At 72.7% G+C, this 18108-nt stretch carries 15 protein-coding genes; 10 read left to right on the top strand and 5 right to left on the bottom strand.

Features of this window, described 5'->3' with window-relative positions; all coding sequences use genetic code 11:
* A partial coding sequence (locus tag Y09_RS12855; protein ID WP_234695727.1) for a serine/threonine-protein kinase occupies positions 1-1100 on the bottom strand: 1100 nt, incomplete at its 3' end.
* Positions 1101-1260: 160 nt separating this feature from the next.
* Here Y09_RS12855 and Y09_RS12850 point away from each other — a divergent pair.
* The 6 genes from Y09_RS12850 to Y09_RS12825 all read left to right on the top strand — a co-directional run bounded on the left by Y09_RS12850 (position 1261) and on the right by Y09_RS12825 (position 9179).
* Complete coding sequence (locus Y09_RS12850) at positions 1261-1938, top strand: AIM24 family protein (protein WP_053918079.1); 678 nt, start codon at positions 1261-1263, stop codon at positions 1936-1938.
* A gap of 82 nt (positions 1939-2020) precedes the next feature.
* A complete protein-coding gene (locus tag Y09_RS12845) occupies positions 2021-4276 on the top strand; it encodes a circularly permuted type 2 ATP-grasp protein (protein WP_053918078.1) in 2256 nt (751 codons plus the stop codon).
* Positions 4269-5294 (top strand): transglutaminase family protein, encoded by a 1026-nt coding sequence (locus tag Y09_RS12840; protein ID WP_082358834.1) that lies wholly within the window; start codon positions 4269-4271, stop codon positions 5292-5294. Before Y09_RS12845 ends, Y09_RS12840 begins: the two co-directional genes overlap by 8 nt.
* Before the next feature lie 172 nt (positions 5295-5466).
* Positions 5467-6384, top strand: a complete 918-nt coding sequence (locus Y09_RS12835) for a formate transporter FocA (protein WP_053918077.1) — start codon at positions 5467-5469, stop codon at positions 6382-6384.
* Positions 6385-6534: 150 nt separating this feature from the next.
* Positions 6535-8001, top strand: coding sequence for an FAD-dependent oxidoreductase (locus tag Y09_RS12830; RefSeq protein WP_053918076.1), 1467 nt, complete (start codon positions 6535-6537; stop codon positions 7999-8001).
* 200 nt (positions 8002-8201) lie between these two features.
* Positions 8202-9179, top strand: coding sequence for a zinc-binding dehydrogenase (locus Y09_RS12825; protein WP_053918075.1), 978 nt, complete (start codon positions 8202-8204; stop codon positions 9177-9179).
* A 92-nt stretch (positions 9180-9271) separates the two neighbouring features.
* Here Y09_RS12825 and Y09_RS12820 read toward each other — a convergent pair whose 3' ends face one another.
* Together Y09_RS12820 and Y09_RS12815 are read right to left on the bottom strand one after the other, a co-directional pair.
* Complete coding sequence (locus Y09_RS12820) at positions 9272-9694, bottom strand: organic hydroperoxide resistance protein (protein ID WP_010550080.1); 423 nt, start codon at positions 9692-9694, stop codon at positions 9272-9274.
* Positions 9691-10287: a TetR/AcrR family transcriptional regulator gene (locus Y09_RS12815; protein ID WP_053918074.1), complete on the bottom strand. Its 597-nt coding sequence runs from the start codon at positions 10285-10287 to the stop codon at positions 9691-9693. The genes Y09_RS12820 and Y09_RS12815 overlap by 4 nt, the downstream gene beginning before the upstream one ends.
* Before the next feature lie 109 nt (positions 10288-10396).
* Here Y09_RS12815 and Y09_RS12810 point away from each other — a divergent pair, with 109 nt between their 5' ends.
* Positions 10397-10786 carry a DUF1304 domain-containing protein gene (locus tag Y09_RS12810; RefSeq protein WP_053918073.1) on the top strand — a complete coding sequence of 130 codons (390 nt, stop codon included), beginning with the start codon at positions 10397-10399 and terminating at the stop codon, positions 10784-10786.
* A gap of 39 nt (positions 10787-10825) precedes the next feature.
* Here the strand turns inward: Y09_RS12810 and Y09_RS12805 are convergent, their stop codons facing one another.
* Together Y09_RS12805 and Y09_RS12800 are read right to left on the bottom strand one after the other, a co-directional pair.
* The gene (locus Y09_RS12805; RefSeq protein ID WP_010550077.1) at positions 10826-12037 is read right to left on the bottom strand and encodes a pyridoxal phosphate-dependent aminotransferase; all 1212 of its coding nucleotides are present in this window, start codon (positions 12035-12037) and stop codon (positions 10826-10828) included.
* A gap of 81 nt (positions 12038-12118) precedes the next feature.
* Positions 12119-13699: an AbgT family transporter gene (locus Y09_RS12800; RefSeq protein ID WP_345742687.1), complete on the bottom strand. Its 1581-nt coding sequence runs from the start codon at positions 13697-13699 to the stop codon at positions 12119-12121.
* Between the two features lie 246 nt (positions 13700-13945).
* Between Y09_RS12800 and Y09_RS12795 the strand changes: the two genes are divergently transcribed.
* The 3 genes from Y09_RS12795 to Y09_RS12785 are packed head-to-tail and all read left to right on the top strand — an operon-like array spanning position 13946 to position 18099.
* Positions 13946-16192, top strand: a complete 2247-nt coding sequence (locus Y09_RS12795; protein WP_148639651.1) for an alpha-galactosidase — start codon at positions 13946-13948, stop codon at positions 16190-16192.
* A 32-nt stretch (positions 16193-16224) separates the two neighbouring features.
* Complete coding sequence (locus tag Y09_RS12790) at positions 16225-17139, top strand: carbohydrate ABC transporter permease (protein ID WP_010550074.1); 915 nt, start codon at positions 16225-16227, stop codon at positions 17137-17139.
* A gap of 12 nt (positions 17140-17151) precedes the next feature.
* A complete protein-coding gene (locus Y09_RS12785) occupies positions 17152-18099 on the top strand; it encodes a carbohydrate ABC transporter permease (RefSeq protein WP_053918071.1) in 948 nt (315 codons plus the stop codon).
* Positions 18100-18108 lie beyond the last annotated feature (9 nt).

Raw genomic sequence — 18108 nt, 5'->3', positions numbered from 1 at the left:
AGCGCCTCGGTCGCGGCGTCGCCGGCCGGCAGGGCCTCGGTCGCGCCCTCGGCGCCCTGGGGCGCGGCCGCGGGGGCGGCGCCCATCCCCTCCGCGTCGTCCGTCGGGGTCGCGGCCCCGGCCGCGGGGGCTCCGTCCGCCCCGAGGACGGGCAGCACCGCGGTGCGCGGACCGGCCTCGAACGCCTCGGTGTCGCCGGGGTCGTCGTAGCGGTCCAGGTCGAGCTCGGCGAGGCGCGACAGCAGCTCCTCGGGCGTCGCGCGCTCGGCGGGGTCGGCGCACAGGGCCGAGCGCAGCCAGTCGCCGAGCTCGGTGGGCACGCCGTCGATGTCGATCTCCCCGCGCTCCGCGCGCAGGAACACGAGGTCCGCCCGTCCGGTGCCGAAGGGCTCCCGCCCGGTCGCGGCGAAGGCGAGCATCGCCGCCCAGGACCACCAGTCCCCCGCCTCGACGGTGCGGTCGGTGCGCACCACCTCCGGGTCGAGATAGGCGGCTGTGCCCATCACCAGGCCGGTCGAGGTCAGCCGCGACTCCTCCGCGGCGATCGCGATGCCGAAGTCGATGATCACGGGGTCCAGGCCGTCCCCGTCGGGGTCGAAGCCCGAGAGGTCCCCCTCGGTCGCGCCGCGCAGCAGCACGTTGCTGGGCTTGAGATCGCGGTGGATCACGCCCGCCTCGTGGATGACCCGCAGCGTCTCCCCCAGCACCAGGCCCACCTCGCGCACCGCCTCGGGGTGCAGGCCGCCGTGCGTGCGCACCGCGTCCTCGAGCGTCGGCCCGGGCACGAACTCGGTGACCACGAAGGCGTCGGAGGACTCGAGCTCCGCGTCCAGGATCCGCACGATGTTGTCGTTGCGCACCCGCTGCTGGGCGGCGACCTCGCGGGCCAGCCGCTCCCTCGCACGGGGGTCGTCGGCGATCTCGTGGCGCAGCATCTTGATCGCGACGTCGTTCCCGTCGGCGTCGTGCGCGCGATAGACGATGCCCATCCCGCCCGTTCCGATCCGCCCCAGCACCTCGTAGCCGGAGTCCTCGGCGAGCGCCTCCAGCCGCGGATCGCTGGCGGCCGGAGGTCGTCGGGGCGTGCGCGAGTCGGACATGGGCCCCATGCTACGAGGCCCTGCACGGGCGAGCGGCGGCTTCACCGCACCCCCACAGGGTCCCCACGCGGCCCCGGACGTGAGACGATCCCACCGCGGCGCGGTGGGCGTCGCAGGGAATCCATCGACCGATGCCGGTCGACCGACGAGATGAGGGGCCATGCGCTCGAACCTGTTCGACGCCTCCAACCAGGAGCGCCAGACCAACGACCGATGGGCGCTGCAGTCCTCCAAGATGCTGCGGTGCGCGCTGAACCCGCAGGCCCCGGAGATCATCTCCGCCGCGGGCGCGATGGTCGCCTACCAGGGGCAGATGGACTTCTCCTTCCAGGGCTCCGGCGGCGGCATGAAGCTGCTGAAGAAGATGGCCACCGGCGAGGGAGGGAACATGATGCGCACCCGCGGCCAGGGCGAGATCTTCTTCGCCCGCCAGAACAACGAGATCTTCCTGCTGCAGCTGGAGGGCGACGCGCTGACCCTCAACACCCGCAACATGCTCGCCTTCGACTCCTCGATCCAGTGGGACATCCGTTCGCTGGGCGGGGCGGGCTTCATGGCCGGCGGCCTGTTCAACCTGTTCCTGCAGGGGCAGGGGATGGTCGCGGTCACCTCCGACGGGCCGCCGATGCTGCTGGACTGCTCCCAGCAGCCCACCTTCGTGGATCCGCAGGCCGCGGTGTGCTGGTCCGCGAACCTCCAGCCGCAGATCAAGAACGACTTCAAGATGGGCTCGCTGATCGGCCGCGGCTCCGGGGAGTCCTTCCAGCTGGGCTTCCACGGCCCGGGCTTCGTCGTCGTCCAGCCCTCCGAGGGCGCGCCGGTGGTCGCCGCCTCCTGAGCGTGCCCGCGGCGACCCGGCGGGGCCGACCGCTCGGCCCCGCCGTCACCGCACGTCCGGGCGGCGTGTCTACGATGTCCCGGTGACCATCACGCATCCGCAGGCCCTGGCCGAGGAGCTCACCGCCCTCGGCCCCACGGGTCGACGGCGGGCGGCGGCGAGCGCCGCGACGATGTTCGCGGCAGACGTCTCCGCCCCGTCCCCCGCCCTCGATCCGGTGCCCGTCGTGCTGGACGCGGAGTCCTGGGCGGAGCTGTCGGCGGGGCTCGTGCAGCGGGTGCGGCTGCTGGACGCCCTGTACGCGGACCTGTACGGACCGCGCACCGTGCTCGACACCGAGGTCGCGCCGGCGGCCGAGCTGCTCGCGGACCTCGCCTACCTGCGCCCGGCGGTGGGGATCCCCGCCCGCGGCGCCCATCACCTCTTCGCCGTCAGCACCACCGTCTCCCGCACCGCCGAGGGCGCCTGGGTGGTGCACGAGGACGCGGTGGACGTCCCCCGCGGCGCGGGCCTCACCCTCGAGCTGCGGCGGGTGCTCTCCCGCAGCGCGCCGTCGCTGTACCGCAGCACGGAGATGCGCCGCCTCCATCCCTTCTTCGACACGCTGCGCACGTCCTTCCATCAGCGCACCCGGGCCGACGGGCGCGCCGGGCGCCCCGTCGTGCTCCTCGACGACGCGGAGGAGCCGCTGTCCGCCTTCGACCACAGCTGGCTGGCGAACCTGCTGGGCGCGCCGACGGTGTCGGTCGGGGACCTGCGCGCCGGTGCGGGTGCCGTGACCCTGCGCCTGTCGGGCCTGGCCTCCGCCCCGGGCGAGCCGGTCGACGCGGTGCTGCGGCTGGTCCCCTCGCCGCTGCTGGACCCCCTGGACCTCGGGCCGACGCCGCTGGGCGGGGTGACGGGCCTGGTCGAGGCGGCGCGCTGCGGCGACGTGGAGATCCTGAACCCGCTGGGCACGGGCCTGCTCGAGAACCCGGCCCTGCGCGCGGCGCTGCCCGACCTGTGCCGGCAGATGCTGCACGAGGACCTGCAGCTGCGGCCCGCACCCGCCGAGGTCGTCCCTGCACTGTGGCCCTCGCTGGACCCGTCGGGCGGCGAGGAGCTCACGGGACGCCCGGTGACGCTGAGCCTGCTGGTGATGGGGACCGAGGACGGCTTCGAGGTGCTGCCCGGCGGGATCGCGCGCACGGCCGACGAGGGCCCCGAGGCGCTCAAGGACGTGTGGGTCGCCGTCCCCGACACGTCCGCGGTCCCTGACGAGGAGCCGACCGGCCGCCCGGCCGTGGAGCCGGCGTCGCGGCGCGCGAGCGTCTCCGCCTACCCGACGATGACCCGCTCGGTCGGCTCGGACCTGTTCTGGTTCGGCCGCTATCTCGAGCGCGTCGACTCCACCGCCCGCCTGCTGCGCACCGTGCTGGACACCTCCAACGACCTCGACGCCGAGCACAGCCGCAGCGCCCGCACCGCCCGCACGGTGCTGCTGCGGGCGGTGACCGAGGTGACCACCACCTATCCCGGCTTCCTCGACCTCGACCTCCGCGACGGCGAGGCGGTGCGGCTCGAGATCGAGAGCCTGCTGGGGGACGTCGGCCGGCCCGGATCCCTCGCGCAGTCCGCCGCGGCGCTCGCCCACACCACCCGCACCCTGCGCGACCTCCTCTCCGACGACGTGTGGCCGGTGATCACGCGGATGCGGCTCCAGGTGCGCGGCGGGAGCGTGGACCCCCGTCCGCTGGAGCAGTGGCTCACCGACATCGTCGACGGCTGCCTGACCCTCTCCGGCGCGGTCGCCGACGCGATGCCCCGCGACCTCGGCTGGGACCTCACCGAGATCGGCCGCAAGATCGAGCGGACGATGAGCCTGCTGGCGCTGCTGCGCGCCGCCCTCGGCCATCGCCGCGGCCGCGCCGCCGAGGAGCGGATCGCGAACGCGGTCGCGCTGATCACCGAGTCCGGCGCCTCCTACCGCCGCTCCTTCCACGCCGCCGTGCAGCCGGAGCTGCTGGTCGAGCTGCTGCTCAGCGACACCACGCTGCCGCGCTCGCTCGCCTTCCAGCTGGACCGGCTCGGCCAGGCCCTGGACCGGCTGCCCGAGACCGCGCCCTCCCCCGAGCTGCGCGCCCCGATGTCGGCGCTGCGCACCCGACTCGCCGCCTGGGAGCCCCACGAGCTGCTGCGTCCGCTGCCGGGCGCGCCGGCCGGTGAGGACGCGCCGACCGCGCTGCCGGCAGAGATCGACGCGGCGACGGAGTCCCTGCGCTCCCTCGCCACCGCCCTCGAGGACCGCTTCTTCCGCGCCTCGGAATCCACCTCGCGATGGGGGGTCGACGATGTCTGAGAACACACACGAGACCCGGTCCGGACAGGACGGCGCGACCCCTCGCGGCGCGCGTCCGCTGATCCCACTGCGCCAGGAGGACGCCCCGGCCCTGGACCCGGTGCACTACCGGGTCCACCACCTCACCTCCTATCGCTACGCGAAGCCGGTCACCCGCAACTACGGCCGCGCCCACGTCGAGCCGCGCGCCACCCCGCACCAGCGGGTGCTCTCGCACGAGGTGGTCGTCGATCCGGCGCCCGCCCGGCTCACCGCGCACACCGACTTCTACGGGAACTCCTCGACCTATCTCCTCGTCGACGCCCCGCACGAGCAGCTCGACGTGCACTCCCACGCCCGGGTCTCCGTCGCCGAGCGCCGCTACGGGCTCGAGCCGATGTCCCGCCCCTGGGAGCAGTGCACCCCCGAGCACTGGGGCGCGCCGATGCCCGGGGCGAGCCTGGACTTCGTCCACCCCTCCCCGCGGGTCCCGGGCGGGACCGCCGCCCTGGAGATCAGCGCCGAGGTGTTCCGGCCGGGACGCGCCGTCGGCGAGTGCCTCGCGGAGCTGACGGCGCTGATCCACACCGAGTTCACCTACGACTCCGCGGCCACCACCGTCACCTCCACCCTCGAGGAGGTGCTGGGGGCTCGGCACGGCGTCTGCCAGGACTTCTCCCATGTGGGAGTCGCCGCGGTGCGGGAGGCGGGGCTCGCCGCCCGGTACGTCTCCGGCTATCTGCGCACCGCCCCCTCGGCCGGCGGGGCGCTGGGCACCGAGCCGGCCGGGGAGATGATCGGCTCGGCCGCCTCGCACGCCTGGCTGAGCGTGCTCGTGCCCGGCACGGGATGGGTCGACATCGACCCCACCAACCGCACCTTCGTGGACCAGCGCTTCGTCACCACGGCCTGGGGCCGGGACTACGCGGACGTGCCGCCGCTGAAGGGCATCGTCGTCGGCCCGCCCGGTGCCAGCAGCACCCTGAGGGTCGCCGTCGGCGTCGTGCCCGAGACGGCGGGGACCGAGTCCGCCGACTGACGCAGGTCCCCTCCGCCGCGCCGGACCGGGCGTACCCTGACTGCTGGTCACCGCAGGGGAACCCGCCCGGCTCCCCTCGTGCCGCATCGCGCGGCACGGCGGCCGACCCCTCAGACCTCCGTCCCCCGACCGCGCCGGGACGCCCCCTGCCCCCAGAGAAGGACCTCCTCCGATGACCAGTCCCGCCCCCGGATCCCGCAGCGCCGCGCCGGCACCCGCACCGTCCACCGCCGCGACCGCTCCGAAGCCCCTCACCAAGGCGCTCGAGGACGCGATGTTCGCAAAGGCGACGGCGCCGCTGGGGAAGATGTTCCTCGCGTCCCTCAGCGGCGGCGCCTTCATCGCGCTCGGCTTCGTGTTCATGGTGACCTCGCAGCAGGGCATGGGCGAGTGGCCGGTCGGGATCGCGAAGCTGATCGGCGGCGTCGTCTTCTCCGTCGGCCTGGGCCTCGTGGTGATCAGCGGCTCCGATCTGTTCACCGGCACCACGATGACCTCCATGCCGCGCCTGTCCCGCCGGATCACGACCGGGCAGATGCTGCGTCACTGGGGCGTCTCCGCGGGCGGCAACCTGATCGGCTCGCTCACCGTCGCGCTGCTGATCTTCCTCGCCGGCACGCACGCCACCAACGGCTCCGCCTGGGGGATGGTGGTGCTGGACACCACCCAGGCGAAGGTCTCCCACGACTGGCACCAGGCGTTCTTCCTGGGCGTGCTCGCGAACTTCGCCGTGTGCCTGGCCGTGTGGGCGGCGACGGCCGGCAAGACCGTCGCCGACAAGGTCCTCGCCGTCGCCGGCCCCATCGCGCTGTTCGTCGCCACCGGCTTCGAGCACTCGGTCGCGAACATGTTCATGCTCCCCATGGGCCTGCTGGTCAAGTACGGCGCCGGTGCCGGCTTCTGGGAGGGCGAGGCGCTGACCGAGGCCGGGAGGTCGCTCGGGGACTACTCCTCGATCACGGTCGGCGCCGCGACCTGGGACAACCTCATCCCCGTGCTGCTGGGCAACATCGTCGGCGGCGCGGTGCTGGTCGGTGCGTACTTCTGGTCGATCCACCGCCGCGGCGCCGAGGACCTCGCGAAGAGCTGAGACCCGCCCGGCGGCTCCCCCGCGATCTCAGGAGCCGCCGGTCGTGGCGTCGAGCGGCTCACAGTGACCGGGGTGATGACGAATTCCGCGTATAGAGTGGTGCGGAAATCATTGCGACCCGGCGCCACGGCGCCACGAGACCGAGGTGTGATGTCCTCCTCCCAGCAGCCCTTCCGCCTGGCCGTCATCGGCTCCGGCCCCGCCGGTGTGTACGCCGCAGAGACCCTGCTGCGCTCCGCCCCGGTCAAGAGCGGCGAGCTCGAGGTCAGCATCGACCTGTTCGACCGCTTCCCCGCCCCGTTCGGCCTGATCCGCTACGGCGTCGCCCCCGACCATCCGCGCATCAAGGGCATCATCACCGCCCTGCACCGGATCCTCGGCCGCGGTGACATCCGCTTCCTCGGCGACGTCGAGTTCGGCACCGACCTCACCGCCGAGGACCTCCGCACCCACTACGACGCGGTGATCTACGCGACCGGCGCGCTCAAGGACGCGGACCTCCAGGTCCCCGGCATCGAGCTCGAGGGCTCCCACGGCGCGGCCGACTTCGTGGCCTGGTACGACGGGAACCCCGACTACCCCCGCACCTGGGAGCTCGACGCGGAGTCCGTGGCCGTGATCGGCAACGGCAACGTCGCCCTCGACGTCGCCCGCGTGCTCTCCAAGAGCGCCGACGAGCTGCTGCGCACCGAGATCCCGGCGAACGTGCACGAGGGCCTGCAGGCCGCTCGCACGACGGACGTGCACGTCTTCGGCCGCCGCGGCCCCGCGCAGACGAAGTTCTCGCCGCTCGAGGCGCGCGAGCTCGCCCACCCCAAGGGCCTCCAGGTCGTGATGGATCCCCGCGATCTCGAGCAGATCACCGAGGCGCAGTGGGAGGCCATCAAGGCCGACAAGCGCACCGACCAGGTCGTGCAGACCTTCGTCGGCTGGCTCGAGGAGCAGCAGCGCCGCGAGGCCGCCGGCGAGGAGCCGACGGACCGCGAGGGCGGGCCGGTCCAGCGCCGTCTCCACATGCACTTCTGGCACCGCCCCGTCGAGGTGCTCGGCGAGGACGGCCAGGTCACCGGCATGCGCTTCGAGCGGACCCGCCTGGACGAGGCCGGCGAGCTCGTGGGCACCGGCGAGATGGTCGACTACGACCTCGGCGCCGTCTACCGGGCCGTCGGCTACCACGGCTCCGAGCTCCCGGGCGTGCCCTACGACGCCCGCCGCGGCGTCATCCTCAACCAGGCCGGCCGCGTCACCGAGGCCGATGGCTCCGTCCTCCCCGGCGCCTACACCAACGGCTGGATCAAGCGCGGCCCCGTCGGCCTGATCGGCGCGACGAAGTCCGACGCGATCGAGACCATCACCTGCCTGCTCGAGGACATCGAGGCCGGTCGCCTCTCCCCCGCCCCCGAGCGGGACGACGACGCGATCCTGCGCCTGCTCGAGGATCGGGGCGTGCAGTACACGACCTGGGACGGCTGGATGGCGCTGGACGAGCACGAGAAGAGCCTCGGCGCCGCCGCGGTGGACGCCGACGGCGAGCCCCGTGCCCGCATCAAGGTCGTCGAGCGCGAGGAGATGGTGCGCGTCTCCCGCGAGGGCGCGCCGCAGCACACGCACGCCTGAGCCGCGCACGAGCAGCAGGCACCCCGCCGCAGGGCCGGGGGCCGGACCGGAGCACCGGTCCCGGCCCCCGGCCCTTCTGCATCACCCGGCGCCGTCGCGTCCGAGGCTGTGAGACCCGGAACAGCACGGCCCGCGCACGGTGCACGGAGGCGCCCCGCCGCTATAGTGGAATGGCTGTTCCACAATCGAGAGGCGATCCCATGCTCACCGTCACCTACGACCGCTTCGGCGATCCCGCCGACGTCCTGCGCACCGCCGAGGTCGACGCCCCCGCCCCGGCCGCCGGCGAGGCGCTGCTGAGGATGTCGCTGAGCCCGATCCACCACCACGACCTGTGGACGATCCGCGGCTCCTACGGCGTCCGGCCCGCGCTGCCCTCGGGCGCCGGCAGCGAGGCCGTCGCGGTGGTGGAGGCACTCGGCGAGGGCGTCGAGGGCCTCGCCGTCGGCGACCGCGTCGCGGCGACCGGGATCACCGGAGCCTGGGCGGAGCTGTTCACCGCCCCCGCCTCCTCGCTGGTCCCGCTGCCCGCCGAGATGCCGGACGAGGCCGCCGCCCAGCTCGTGGCCATGCCCTTCAGCGCCGTCTCCCTGCTCGAGCACCTCGACCTCGCGCCCGGCGAGATGCTCGTGCAGAACGCTGCGACCGGGGCCGTCGGCCGCCTCGTCGCGCAGTTCGCACGGCTGCGCGGGATCCGCGTCATCAGTCTGGTGCGGCGCGGCAGCGGCATCGAGGAGCTCGCCGCACACGGCATCGGCGACGTCGTCCCCACCGACCGGGAGGACTGGCAGGAGCAGGCGCGCGCCCTGATCGGCGAGGCGCGCGTCGCGGCGGGGCTGGACTCCGTAGGCGGCGAGGCCGCGGGCCAGGTGCTCTCCCTGCTCGGGGACGGCGGTCGACTGGTGGTCTTCGGGGCGATGGGCGGCTCGACCATGGCGCTCCCCTCGGGTCCGATCATCTTCCGCGGCCTGAAGGTCGAGGGCTTCTGGGGCTCCCGGGTCTCGGCGGAGATGGCGCCGGAGGTGCGGCGCCGGCTCATCGGGGAGATCTTCTCCGGGCTGCTCTCCGGCGAGGTCACGCTGCCGGTCGCGGCCACCTTCCCGCTGGGCGAGGTCGTCGACGCCGTGGCGGCCACGCTGACCGACGGCCGACAGGGCAAGGTGCTGCTGCGCCCCTGAGAAGGATGCCGCAGGACGAGGAGCCCCGGCGGGAGCGATCCCGCCGGGGCTCTTCGCACCCGCCCGATGCCTTCAAGCAGGTCGCGGATCAATCAGTCATCGGTGACGGTGACGACCACCGGGATGTTGCCCCGGGTGGCGTTCGAGTACGGGCACACCTGGTGCGCGGCGTCGGCCAGCGCCTGGGCGGTGTCGTGGTCGAGCTCCGGGATGACCACCTCGAGCTCGACGGCGAGCGAGAAGCCGCCGGACTCCTCGGAGCCGATGGTGACGCGGGCGCCGACGCTCGAGCCGTCGATCGCGACCTTCTGCTGCCGGGCGACGGCCTGCAGGGCGGAGTGGAAGCAGGCGGAGTACCCGGCGGCGAAGAGCTGCTCGGGGTTGGCGCCGGCGCCAGTGCCGCCCATGGCGGTCGGGACGGCGAGGTCGAAGGCGAGATCCGACTCGGCGACATCGACGTGTCCGTCGCGGCCGCCGCCGGTGGCCAGGGCTTCGGTGGTGTAGAGGGGCTTCATGGGTGTGTGTGCTCCTGGTGCTGGATTGCGGTGAGGGCGGAGTCGAGCGCGGCGGTGGCCGCATCCCGGTCCACCCGGGTCATGACCAGCGCGCTGATCAGCAGCGCGACGCAGGTCTCGACGAGCTGCGCGCGCTCCTGCGGCGACTGGTCGGGGCGTCGGGCCTGCGCGCCGCGGGTGAAGGCGGCGAGCAGCTCGGCGCGATAGGCGCGCACGGCCTCGGCGATCCCGTCGTCCCGGGCGAGCCCGGAGCAGGCGGTGTTCACCAGCAGGCATCCGTCGGGGAGGGTGCGGCCGGACGGGTCCGCGAACAGCGCGCGGGCCGCGAGGAAGTAGCGCTCTAGAGCGTCGGGGGCGACCTCGGGCGCGCGCAGCGGGGCGAGCCCGGGGCGGACGACGCACTCGAGGTAGTCCTCGATCGCGGCGTCGAACAGACCGCGCTTGGAGCCGAAGGCGTGGTAGATGCTGCTGGCGTTCAGTCCGGTGGCCCGCTGGAGGCTCGCCATGGAGGCGCCCTCGTACCCTTCGCTCCAGAACACGTCGCGGGCGGAGCGCACGGCGTCCTCCCGCACGAAGGCGGACTGTCGTCCCATGAGCCCTCCTGCTCGCTGCCTGCTCGTCGTCGCTCCTCGCCCGGGCTGTCGGCACCGGGCACGCCCCACTATAGTGGAACGATCATTCCAAGAGACCTCGGAGGTCGCGATGCTCACCCTCGCCTCGATCCTGGCCCTCGCCGCAGCCGCTCTCCACGTGGTCATCTTCCGTCTGGAGTCCCTCGCATGGGGCGGGACGCAGGCGCAGAAGGTGTTCGGCGAGCAGAGTCCGCACGAGGTCGCCGCAACCCGCGAGCTGGCTTTCAACCAGGGCTTCTACAACCTGTTCCTCGCCGTGCTCGCGGCGCTCGGCGCGGTGCTCGTCCTCGTGGGCACGACGATCGTGGGGGCGACCCTGCTGCTGGCCGGGACCGGGTCGATGCTCGCCGCCGCGACCGTGCTGCTGCTGAGCTCCCCGGCGCACCGCGCCGCCGCCGTGAAGCAGGGCGCGCTCCCGCTGCTGGCCGTGCTCGCGACGGCGATCGGCCTGCTGCTCTGACCCTCCCCGTCCGCGGGGCGCCCGGGCGCCCGGGCGCCCTCAGCGGCGGATCGAGGCGAGGTGGTCGGCGATGCGGTCCACGGCGTCGGCGAGCACGTCGGCCTGCGGGAGGGTCACCAGGCGCAGGTGGTCGGGCTCGGGGTAGTTGAAGCCGGTGCCGTGGTTGACCAGCAGCTTCTTCGAGCGCAGCAGGTCGTAGGCGAACTGCTCGTCATCCTCGAGGCGGTACATCTCGCGGTCGATGCGCGGGAACATGTACAGCGCCCCCGAGGCTTTCACGACGCTCACGCCGTCGATCGCGCTGAGGCCCTCGTAGGCGACGTCCCGCTGCTCGCGCAGGCGGCCGCCGGGCAGCAGCAGCTCGTTCACGCTCTGGTAGCCGCCCAGCGCCGTGGCGACCACGTGCTGGGCGGGGACGTTCGGGCACAGGCGCATGTTCGAGAGCACGTCGAGGCCCTCGATGAAGCTGGCCGCATGCTCCTTCGGCCCGTACAGCGCCATCCAGCCGGCGCGGAAGCCCGCCACCCGGTACGCCTTGGACAGCCCGTTGAAGGTGATGGTCAGCAGGTCCGGGGCGAGCTTCGCGATGTGGGTGTGGACCGCGTCGTCGTAGAGGATCTTGTCGTAGATCTCGTCGGCCAGGATCATCAGCCCGTGCTTGCGGGCGACCTCGACGATCTCCCGCAGCACGTGCTCGGGATAGACAGCGCCGGTGGGGTTGTTGGGGTTGATGACCACGATCGCCTTGGTGCGCGGGGTGACCTTGTCGGCGATGTCGGAGACGTCGGGCCACCACTGCTGCTCCTCGTCGCAGCGGTAGTGGACGGCGCGGCCGCCCGCGAGCGCGATCGAGGCGGTCCACAGCGGGTAGTCCGGGGCGGGGACGAGCACCTCGTCGCCGTCGTCCACCAGGGCCTGGCAGGTCATCTGGATCAGCTCGGAGACGCCGTTGCCGAGGTAGATGTCGTCCAGCCCCATGCCGGGCATGCCCTTTGTCTGGTAGTACTGCGCGACCGCGCGACGGGCGGAGACGATGCCCTTGGAGTCCGAGTAGCCCTGCGCGGTGGGCAGGGTCCGGATCATGTCGACCAGGATCTCGTCGGGCGCCTCGAAGCCGAAGGGGGCGGGATTGCCGATGTTGAGCTTGAGGATCTTGTGGCCCTCGGCCTCCATGCGGGCGGCCTCTGCGGGGACCGGCCCGCGGATCTCGTAGCAGACGTCGCGCAGCTTGGAGGACTGGGTGAAGATCATGCGGGTCTCCTGGCCTTCTCTGGGGTGGGCGACAGGGTATCGCCGCAGGCGCGGCGACGCCGAGCCGTCTCGCACCGCCGCTCAGCCCAGGCGGATGCCGTTGCCCGGACCGACGGGGAGGTCCAGGCCCCAGAACACCAGCAGCACCGCGGTCCAGGCCGTGAGGAACACGAGCGTGAAGGGCAGCAGGCGCGCGACGAGGGAGCCCAGGCCGGCGCCGGGCTCGTAGCGGCGCACCATCCCCAGCAGCACGATGAGATACGGGCTCAGCGGCGTGATGATCTGGGTGGAGGAGTCGCCGATGCGGAAGGCGGCCTGCACGAAGGCGGGCTCCAGTCCGCTGAGGGCGAGCATCGGCACGAACACCACCGCCATCAGCCCCCACATCGAGGTGCCGGAGGTGATCAGCAGGTTCGTCAGCGCGCACAGCACCACGAAGCCGAGCACCACGGGGAGGCCGCCGAGGTCGGCGTGCTCCAGCAGCGCGGCGCCGTGCACCGCGAGATAGGTGCCGATCCCGCTCCAGGAGAACAGGGCCAGGAACTGGGCGAGGGCGAAGGCGACCACGAGGAAGCCGGTCATCGAGCGCAGGCCCTGGCCCATGAGGGCGGCGACATCGGCCCCGGAGCGGACCGTGCCGGCGATCGCGCCGTAGACGATGCCGGTGACGGAGAAGGCGACCACCAGGTAGAACACGATCGATCCCATGAAGGGCGAGTCGGGCAGCAGTCCCCCGCCCTCCTTCTGCCACGGCGAGCCGGGCACCGTCGCGAGCGCGGCGATCAGCACGACGACCGCGACCAGCGAGGCCGCCGCCCAGCGCAGCCCCCGCCGCTCCAGCGGGCTGATCGAGCCGTCGGCGCTCGCCTCGGAGCCCGCGGCGGCGCCGTCGTCCTCGGGGGCGAGGGTGCGGGGCACGCCGGCGCGCTCCAGCCGCGGCTCGAGCACCCGGTCGATCAGGAAGCCGCAGGCCACGACCAGCACGAGGGAGGAGGCGAGGTTGATCCAGTAGTTCGAGACCACGGTGACCGGGGCTGCGCCGAGCGAGGCGGGCAGCGACTCCATCACCGAGGCGGTGATGCCGGAGAAGTTCGCGTCGATCGGCGAGGGGATCATCGCGGTGGAGAAGGAGGCGCCGACGGCGGCGAAGCCCCCGATCATGCCGGCCAGCGGATGCCGGCCCGCGGCGGCGAAGACGAGGGCGGCCAGCGGCGGGATCACCACGAAGGAGGTGTCGGACATGAGGTTGCCGTTGACGCCGACGAGCGCGACCACGTACGGCAGCAGCCAGCGCGGGGCGGAGCCGAACAGGCGCCGGATCGCGGCGCTGAGCAGCCCGGACCCCTCGGCGATGCCGACGGCGAGCACGATCGGCAGCACGTTCACCAGCGGCGGGAAGCCGATGTAGTTCTCCCCCAGCGTGGTGGTGAACCAGGTCAGCCCCTCGCCGCTGAAGAAGGAGCGCACCGGCTGCGGCTGCTCCTCGCCGGGCACCTGCACCTCGGCGCCGGTGGCCGCGAGGAGCGTGGTGAGCAGGGCCGTGACCAGGAAGAGCCCCGCGAAGAGCACCAGCGGGTGCGGGAGCCGGTTGCCGGCCCGCTCGACGAGGTCGAGCGCGCGGTCCAGTCGTCGCGGCCCGGTGGTCGTGGTGGTGGAAGGCATCATGCTCCCGCGGAGATCGAGGACGGCGTCCGACGGTGCGGGCGGAGCGCGCGGGGGCGCGCACGACCCTCCACGATAGCCGGGTGCCGCCGACCTCTGCGGGGACGGCCAGCCCCGTCGGCCCGGGCGGAGGGAAAGCTCTCGACGGGCATTACTTTCATCGTTATAGTTAATCCGTCGCGCTGTCGCGCCGCCGCTCGGCGACCGTCCGCGACAGCCCTGAGAGCCGCAGACCGGAGGTCGCCGATGTCCCCGCAGCCCGCCGCACCCGACCGCGAGGTGACCGCCCCCCGCCCCGGGACCTCTCACCGCGTCCACCTCGCCGCGAGCGGGGTCTCCGTGCTGCTGGAAGTCACCGACGGGCGCGTCCCCGCGATCGCGCACTGGGGCCGTGGCCTCGGGACGCTCGGTCCCGAGGGCCTGGATGCGCTGTGCGAGGCGACGACCCCGCCGGTCCCGCAGAACCTCGTGGACGTCCCGGTGCGCGTCGGCCTCCTCCCCCAGGTCTCCGACGGCTGGCTCGGCCGCCCGGGCCTGGCCGGCTCTCGCCCGGACGGCTCCGGCTGGACCCCGCGCCTGATCACCCGCGGCCTGCGGATCGACGGGACGCCGCTGGCCGACGCCCACGCCGAGACCGGCGCAGCGCGCGTCGAGATCGACCTCGAGGACCCGGAGGAGGGCCTCGCGGTCCTGCTCGAGCTCGAGCTGCTGCCCACGGGCCTGCTGCGCCTGCGCGCCCGCCTGACGAACACCGGCACCGGCCCCTACCGCCTCGACGAGCTCACCCTCTCCCTCCCCGTCCCCGCCACGGCCGACGAGCTGCTGGACTTCGCGGGCCGCTGGACGAAGGAGCGCACCCCGCAGCGCCGCGCCTTCACCGTCGGCACCCATCTGCGGGAGAACCGACGCGGCCGCACCGGGGCGGACTCCGCCCACCTGCTCCACGCCGGACGGCCCGGATTCGGCTTCCGCGAGGGCGAGGTGTGGGCGGTGCACACCGCCTTCTCCGGCAATCACCGCCACCACGCCGAGCGCACGAGCTCCGACCAGCGCCTGCTCGGCGGCGGCGAGCTGCTGCTGCCCGGAGAGGTCGCCCTCGAGCAGGGCGGGACGTACGAGAGCCCGTGGCTGTACGCCTCCTACGGCGACGGCCTCGACCAAGTCGCCGCCCGCTTCCACCGCCACCTCCGCTCGCGCCCCCATCACGTCGACGCCCGCCGCCCCGTCACCCTGAACGTGTGGGAGGCGGTCTACTTCGACCATGACCTGGAGCGGCTCACCGACCTCGCCGACCGCGCCGCCGCGCTCGGCGTCGAGCGCTTCGTCCTGGACGACGGGTGGTTCGGCTCCCGCCGGGACGACACCTCCGGCCTCGGCGACTGGGTCGTCTCTCCCGAGGCGTGGCCGGACGGGCTCGGCCCGCTGATCGACCACGTGCGGGCGCACGGCATGGAGTTCGGGATCTGGTTCGAGCCGGAGATGGTGAGCGAGGACTCCGACGTCGCCCGCGCGCATCCCGAGTGGATCATGGCCCCCTCGCCCGAGCGGATGCCGCTGCGCTCGCGGAACCAGCAGGTGCTGAACCTGTCGATCCCCGAGGCGTACGCGCACGTGCGCGACCAGATGCTCGCCCTGCTCGGCGCCCACGAGATCGGCTACATCAAGTGGGACCAGAACCGGGACCTGCTGGAGTCCGCGACCCGCGCCACGGGCCGGGCCGCCGTGCACGACCAGACCCGCGCCGCCTACCGCCTCATGGACGAGCTGCGCGCGGCCCACCCGGGCCTGGAGATCGAGGCCTGCGCCTCGGGCGGGGCGCGTGTGGACCTCGGCGTGCTCGAGCACACCGACCGGGTGTGGGTCTCGGACTGCATCGACCCGCTCGAGCGCCAGCAGATGCACCGCTGGACCTCGCAGCTGATCCCGCTGGAGCTCATGGGCAGCCACATCGCCTCCGGCCGCTCCCACACCACCGGGCGCCTGCACACCCTCGGCTTCCGCGCCCACTCGGCGCTGATGGGCCACCTCGGCATCGAGTGGGACCTCGCCGCCGCGAGCGAGGAGGAGCTCGCCGAGCTCACCGCCTGGATCACGCTCTACAAGGAGCGTCGCGAGCTGCTGTTCACGGGCGATCTCGTGCGCGCCGACCGCGGCGAGAGCCCCCTGTGGCTGCAGGGCGTGGTCTCCTCCGAGCGGGACGAGGCGCTGTTCGCGCTGAGCGCCGTCGGCCGCGCCGACACCGCCCAGCACCCGCGCCTGGTGCTGCCGGGCCTGGATCCCGCCGCCGCCTACCGGGTGCGCGCCCTGCTGCCCAGCGGCCCGCCCTCGCATCTCACGCCCCCGCCCTGGCTCGCCCGCGTGCTCGAGGCGGACGGGGCGGTGCTGCCCGGCGCGGCGCTGGCCGTCGCCGGCCTCGCCGCTCCCCTGCTCGACCCCGAGCAGGGCCTGCTGCTGTCCCTGACCCGCGAGAGCGCCGCCGGCGCATCCCGCTGACCCGACCCCCACCACCACGGAAGAAGGCACCCATGTCCACCGCGACGACGTCGACGCGGTCGGCCCCGACGAGGCGCCGCCGGAAGGACGACACGAAGCTCGCGCTGCTGTTCATCGCGCCCGCCTCGGTCGGCCTGCTGGTGTTCCTCGTCTGGCCGCTGCTGACCGGCCTGTACTACTCCTTCACGGAGTACACCACCCTCACCCCGCCCACCTGGGTCGGGCTCGAGAACTATCGCCGGCTCCTGGCCGACCCCGTCTTCTGGAACTCGCTGAAGGTGACGGTGCTGTACGTCCTCATCAACATCGGCGTGCAGACGGTCGTCGCGCTCGTCATCGCAGTGCTCATGCAGCGCCTGACCCAGTCCACCGTGCTGCGCTCGCTGGTGCTGGCGCCCTATCTGGTCTCGAACGTGGTCGCCGCGATCGTGTTCCTGTGGATCCTGGACACCCAGCTGGGCATCTTCAACATCCTCCTGCAGTGGATCGGCTTCGACCCGATCGCCTTCTGGGCGAGCGAGACCTGGGTGATCCCGACGGTCGCACTGGTGAACGTGTGGCGGCACATGGGCTACACGGCGCTGCTGCTCTTCGCGGGCCTGCAGTCGATCCCCGCCCACCTCTACGAGGCCGCACGCACCGAGGGCGCCGGGGAGATCGCGATGTTCCGCCGCATCACCCTGCCGCTGCTGCGCCCGATCCTGGCGCTGGTGCTGATCATGACGATCATCGGCTCCTTCCAGGTGTTCGACACCATCTCGGTCACCACCCAGGGCGGTCCCGCCGACGCCTCCAAGGTGCTGCAGATGTACATCTACGAGAACGCCTTCGCCCAGTACGAGTTCGGCTACGCCTCGGCGCTGTCCGTCGCGCTGCTGGTGATCCTCATGGTGATCACCTTCGCGCAGTACTGGATGAGCCGTGCCGGCCAGTCGGACCTGGACTGAGAGGACAGTGCGATGACCACGACCACGCAGCGGCCCGACAGCGCGCCGCGTACCGACGCCGACCGCCCCGCGCCCCGGCACCGCCGCAGCATCCCCTGGGGGAGGATCGCGGCCTGGGCCGTGATGGTGATCTTCCTGCTGATCACCCTGTTCCCCTTCTACTGGATGCTGCGCACGGCGCTGTCCAGCAACAACGCCCTGGCCACCGACCCGGGCAGCCTCCTGCCCGTGGGCCTGAACACGGGCGGCTTCGAGCGCGTCTTCGGCCTGCAGGACGTCGAGACCGCGATCTCGCAGGGCGGCTCCGGCGCCTCGATCACCTTCTGGCGCTACCTGCTGAACTCGGTGATCGTCGCGACCACGATCACCGTGGTCCAGACCTTCTCCTGCGCGATGGCCGCCTACGCCTTCTCGCGCCTGCGCTGGCGCGGCCGGGACACCGTGTTCCTGATCTTCCTGGGCTCGCTGATGATCCCGCAGATCTTCACCCTGCTGCCCAACTTCATCCTGATCAAGAACCTGGGCCTGGTGGACACGCTGCTGGGGATCATGCTCCCCACCCTGTTCATCTCGAGCTTCGCGATCTTCTTCCTGCGCCAGTTCTTCAACAACATCTCGCGCGAGGTCGAGGAGGCCGCGCTGATCGACGGGGCGAGCAAGGCGAGGGTGTTCTTCACGCTCATCCTGCCGATCTCCTCGGCGCCGCTGGCGACGCTGGCGCTGCTGACCTACATGACGGCCTGGAACGAGTACTTCTGGTCGCTGATGGTCTCCTACACCGACCAGTCCCGCGTGCTCACCGTCGCGCTCGGCGTCTTCCGCGCCCAGGCCCCGGGCACGGGCCCGGACTGGTCCGGGCTGATGGCGGCGACCCTCGTCGCGGCCGCGCCCATGCTGATCCTCTTCGCCCTGTTCGCGAAGAAGATCGTGAACTCCATCGGCTTCAGCGGGATCAAGTGAGGTGCCCGA

This window comes from Brachybacterium sp. SW0106-09 (genome assembly GCF_001293905.1).
Taxonomy (GTDB): Bacteria; Actinomycetota; Actinomycetes; order Actinomycetales; family Dermabacteraceae; genus Brachybacterium; species Brachybacterium conglomeratum.
This window is presented reverse-complemented; position numbering and strand designations above follow the sequence as displayed.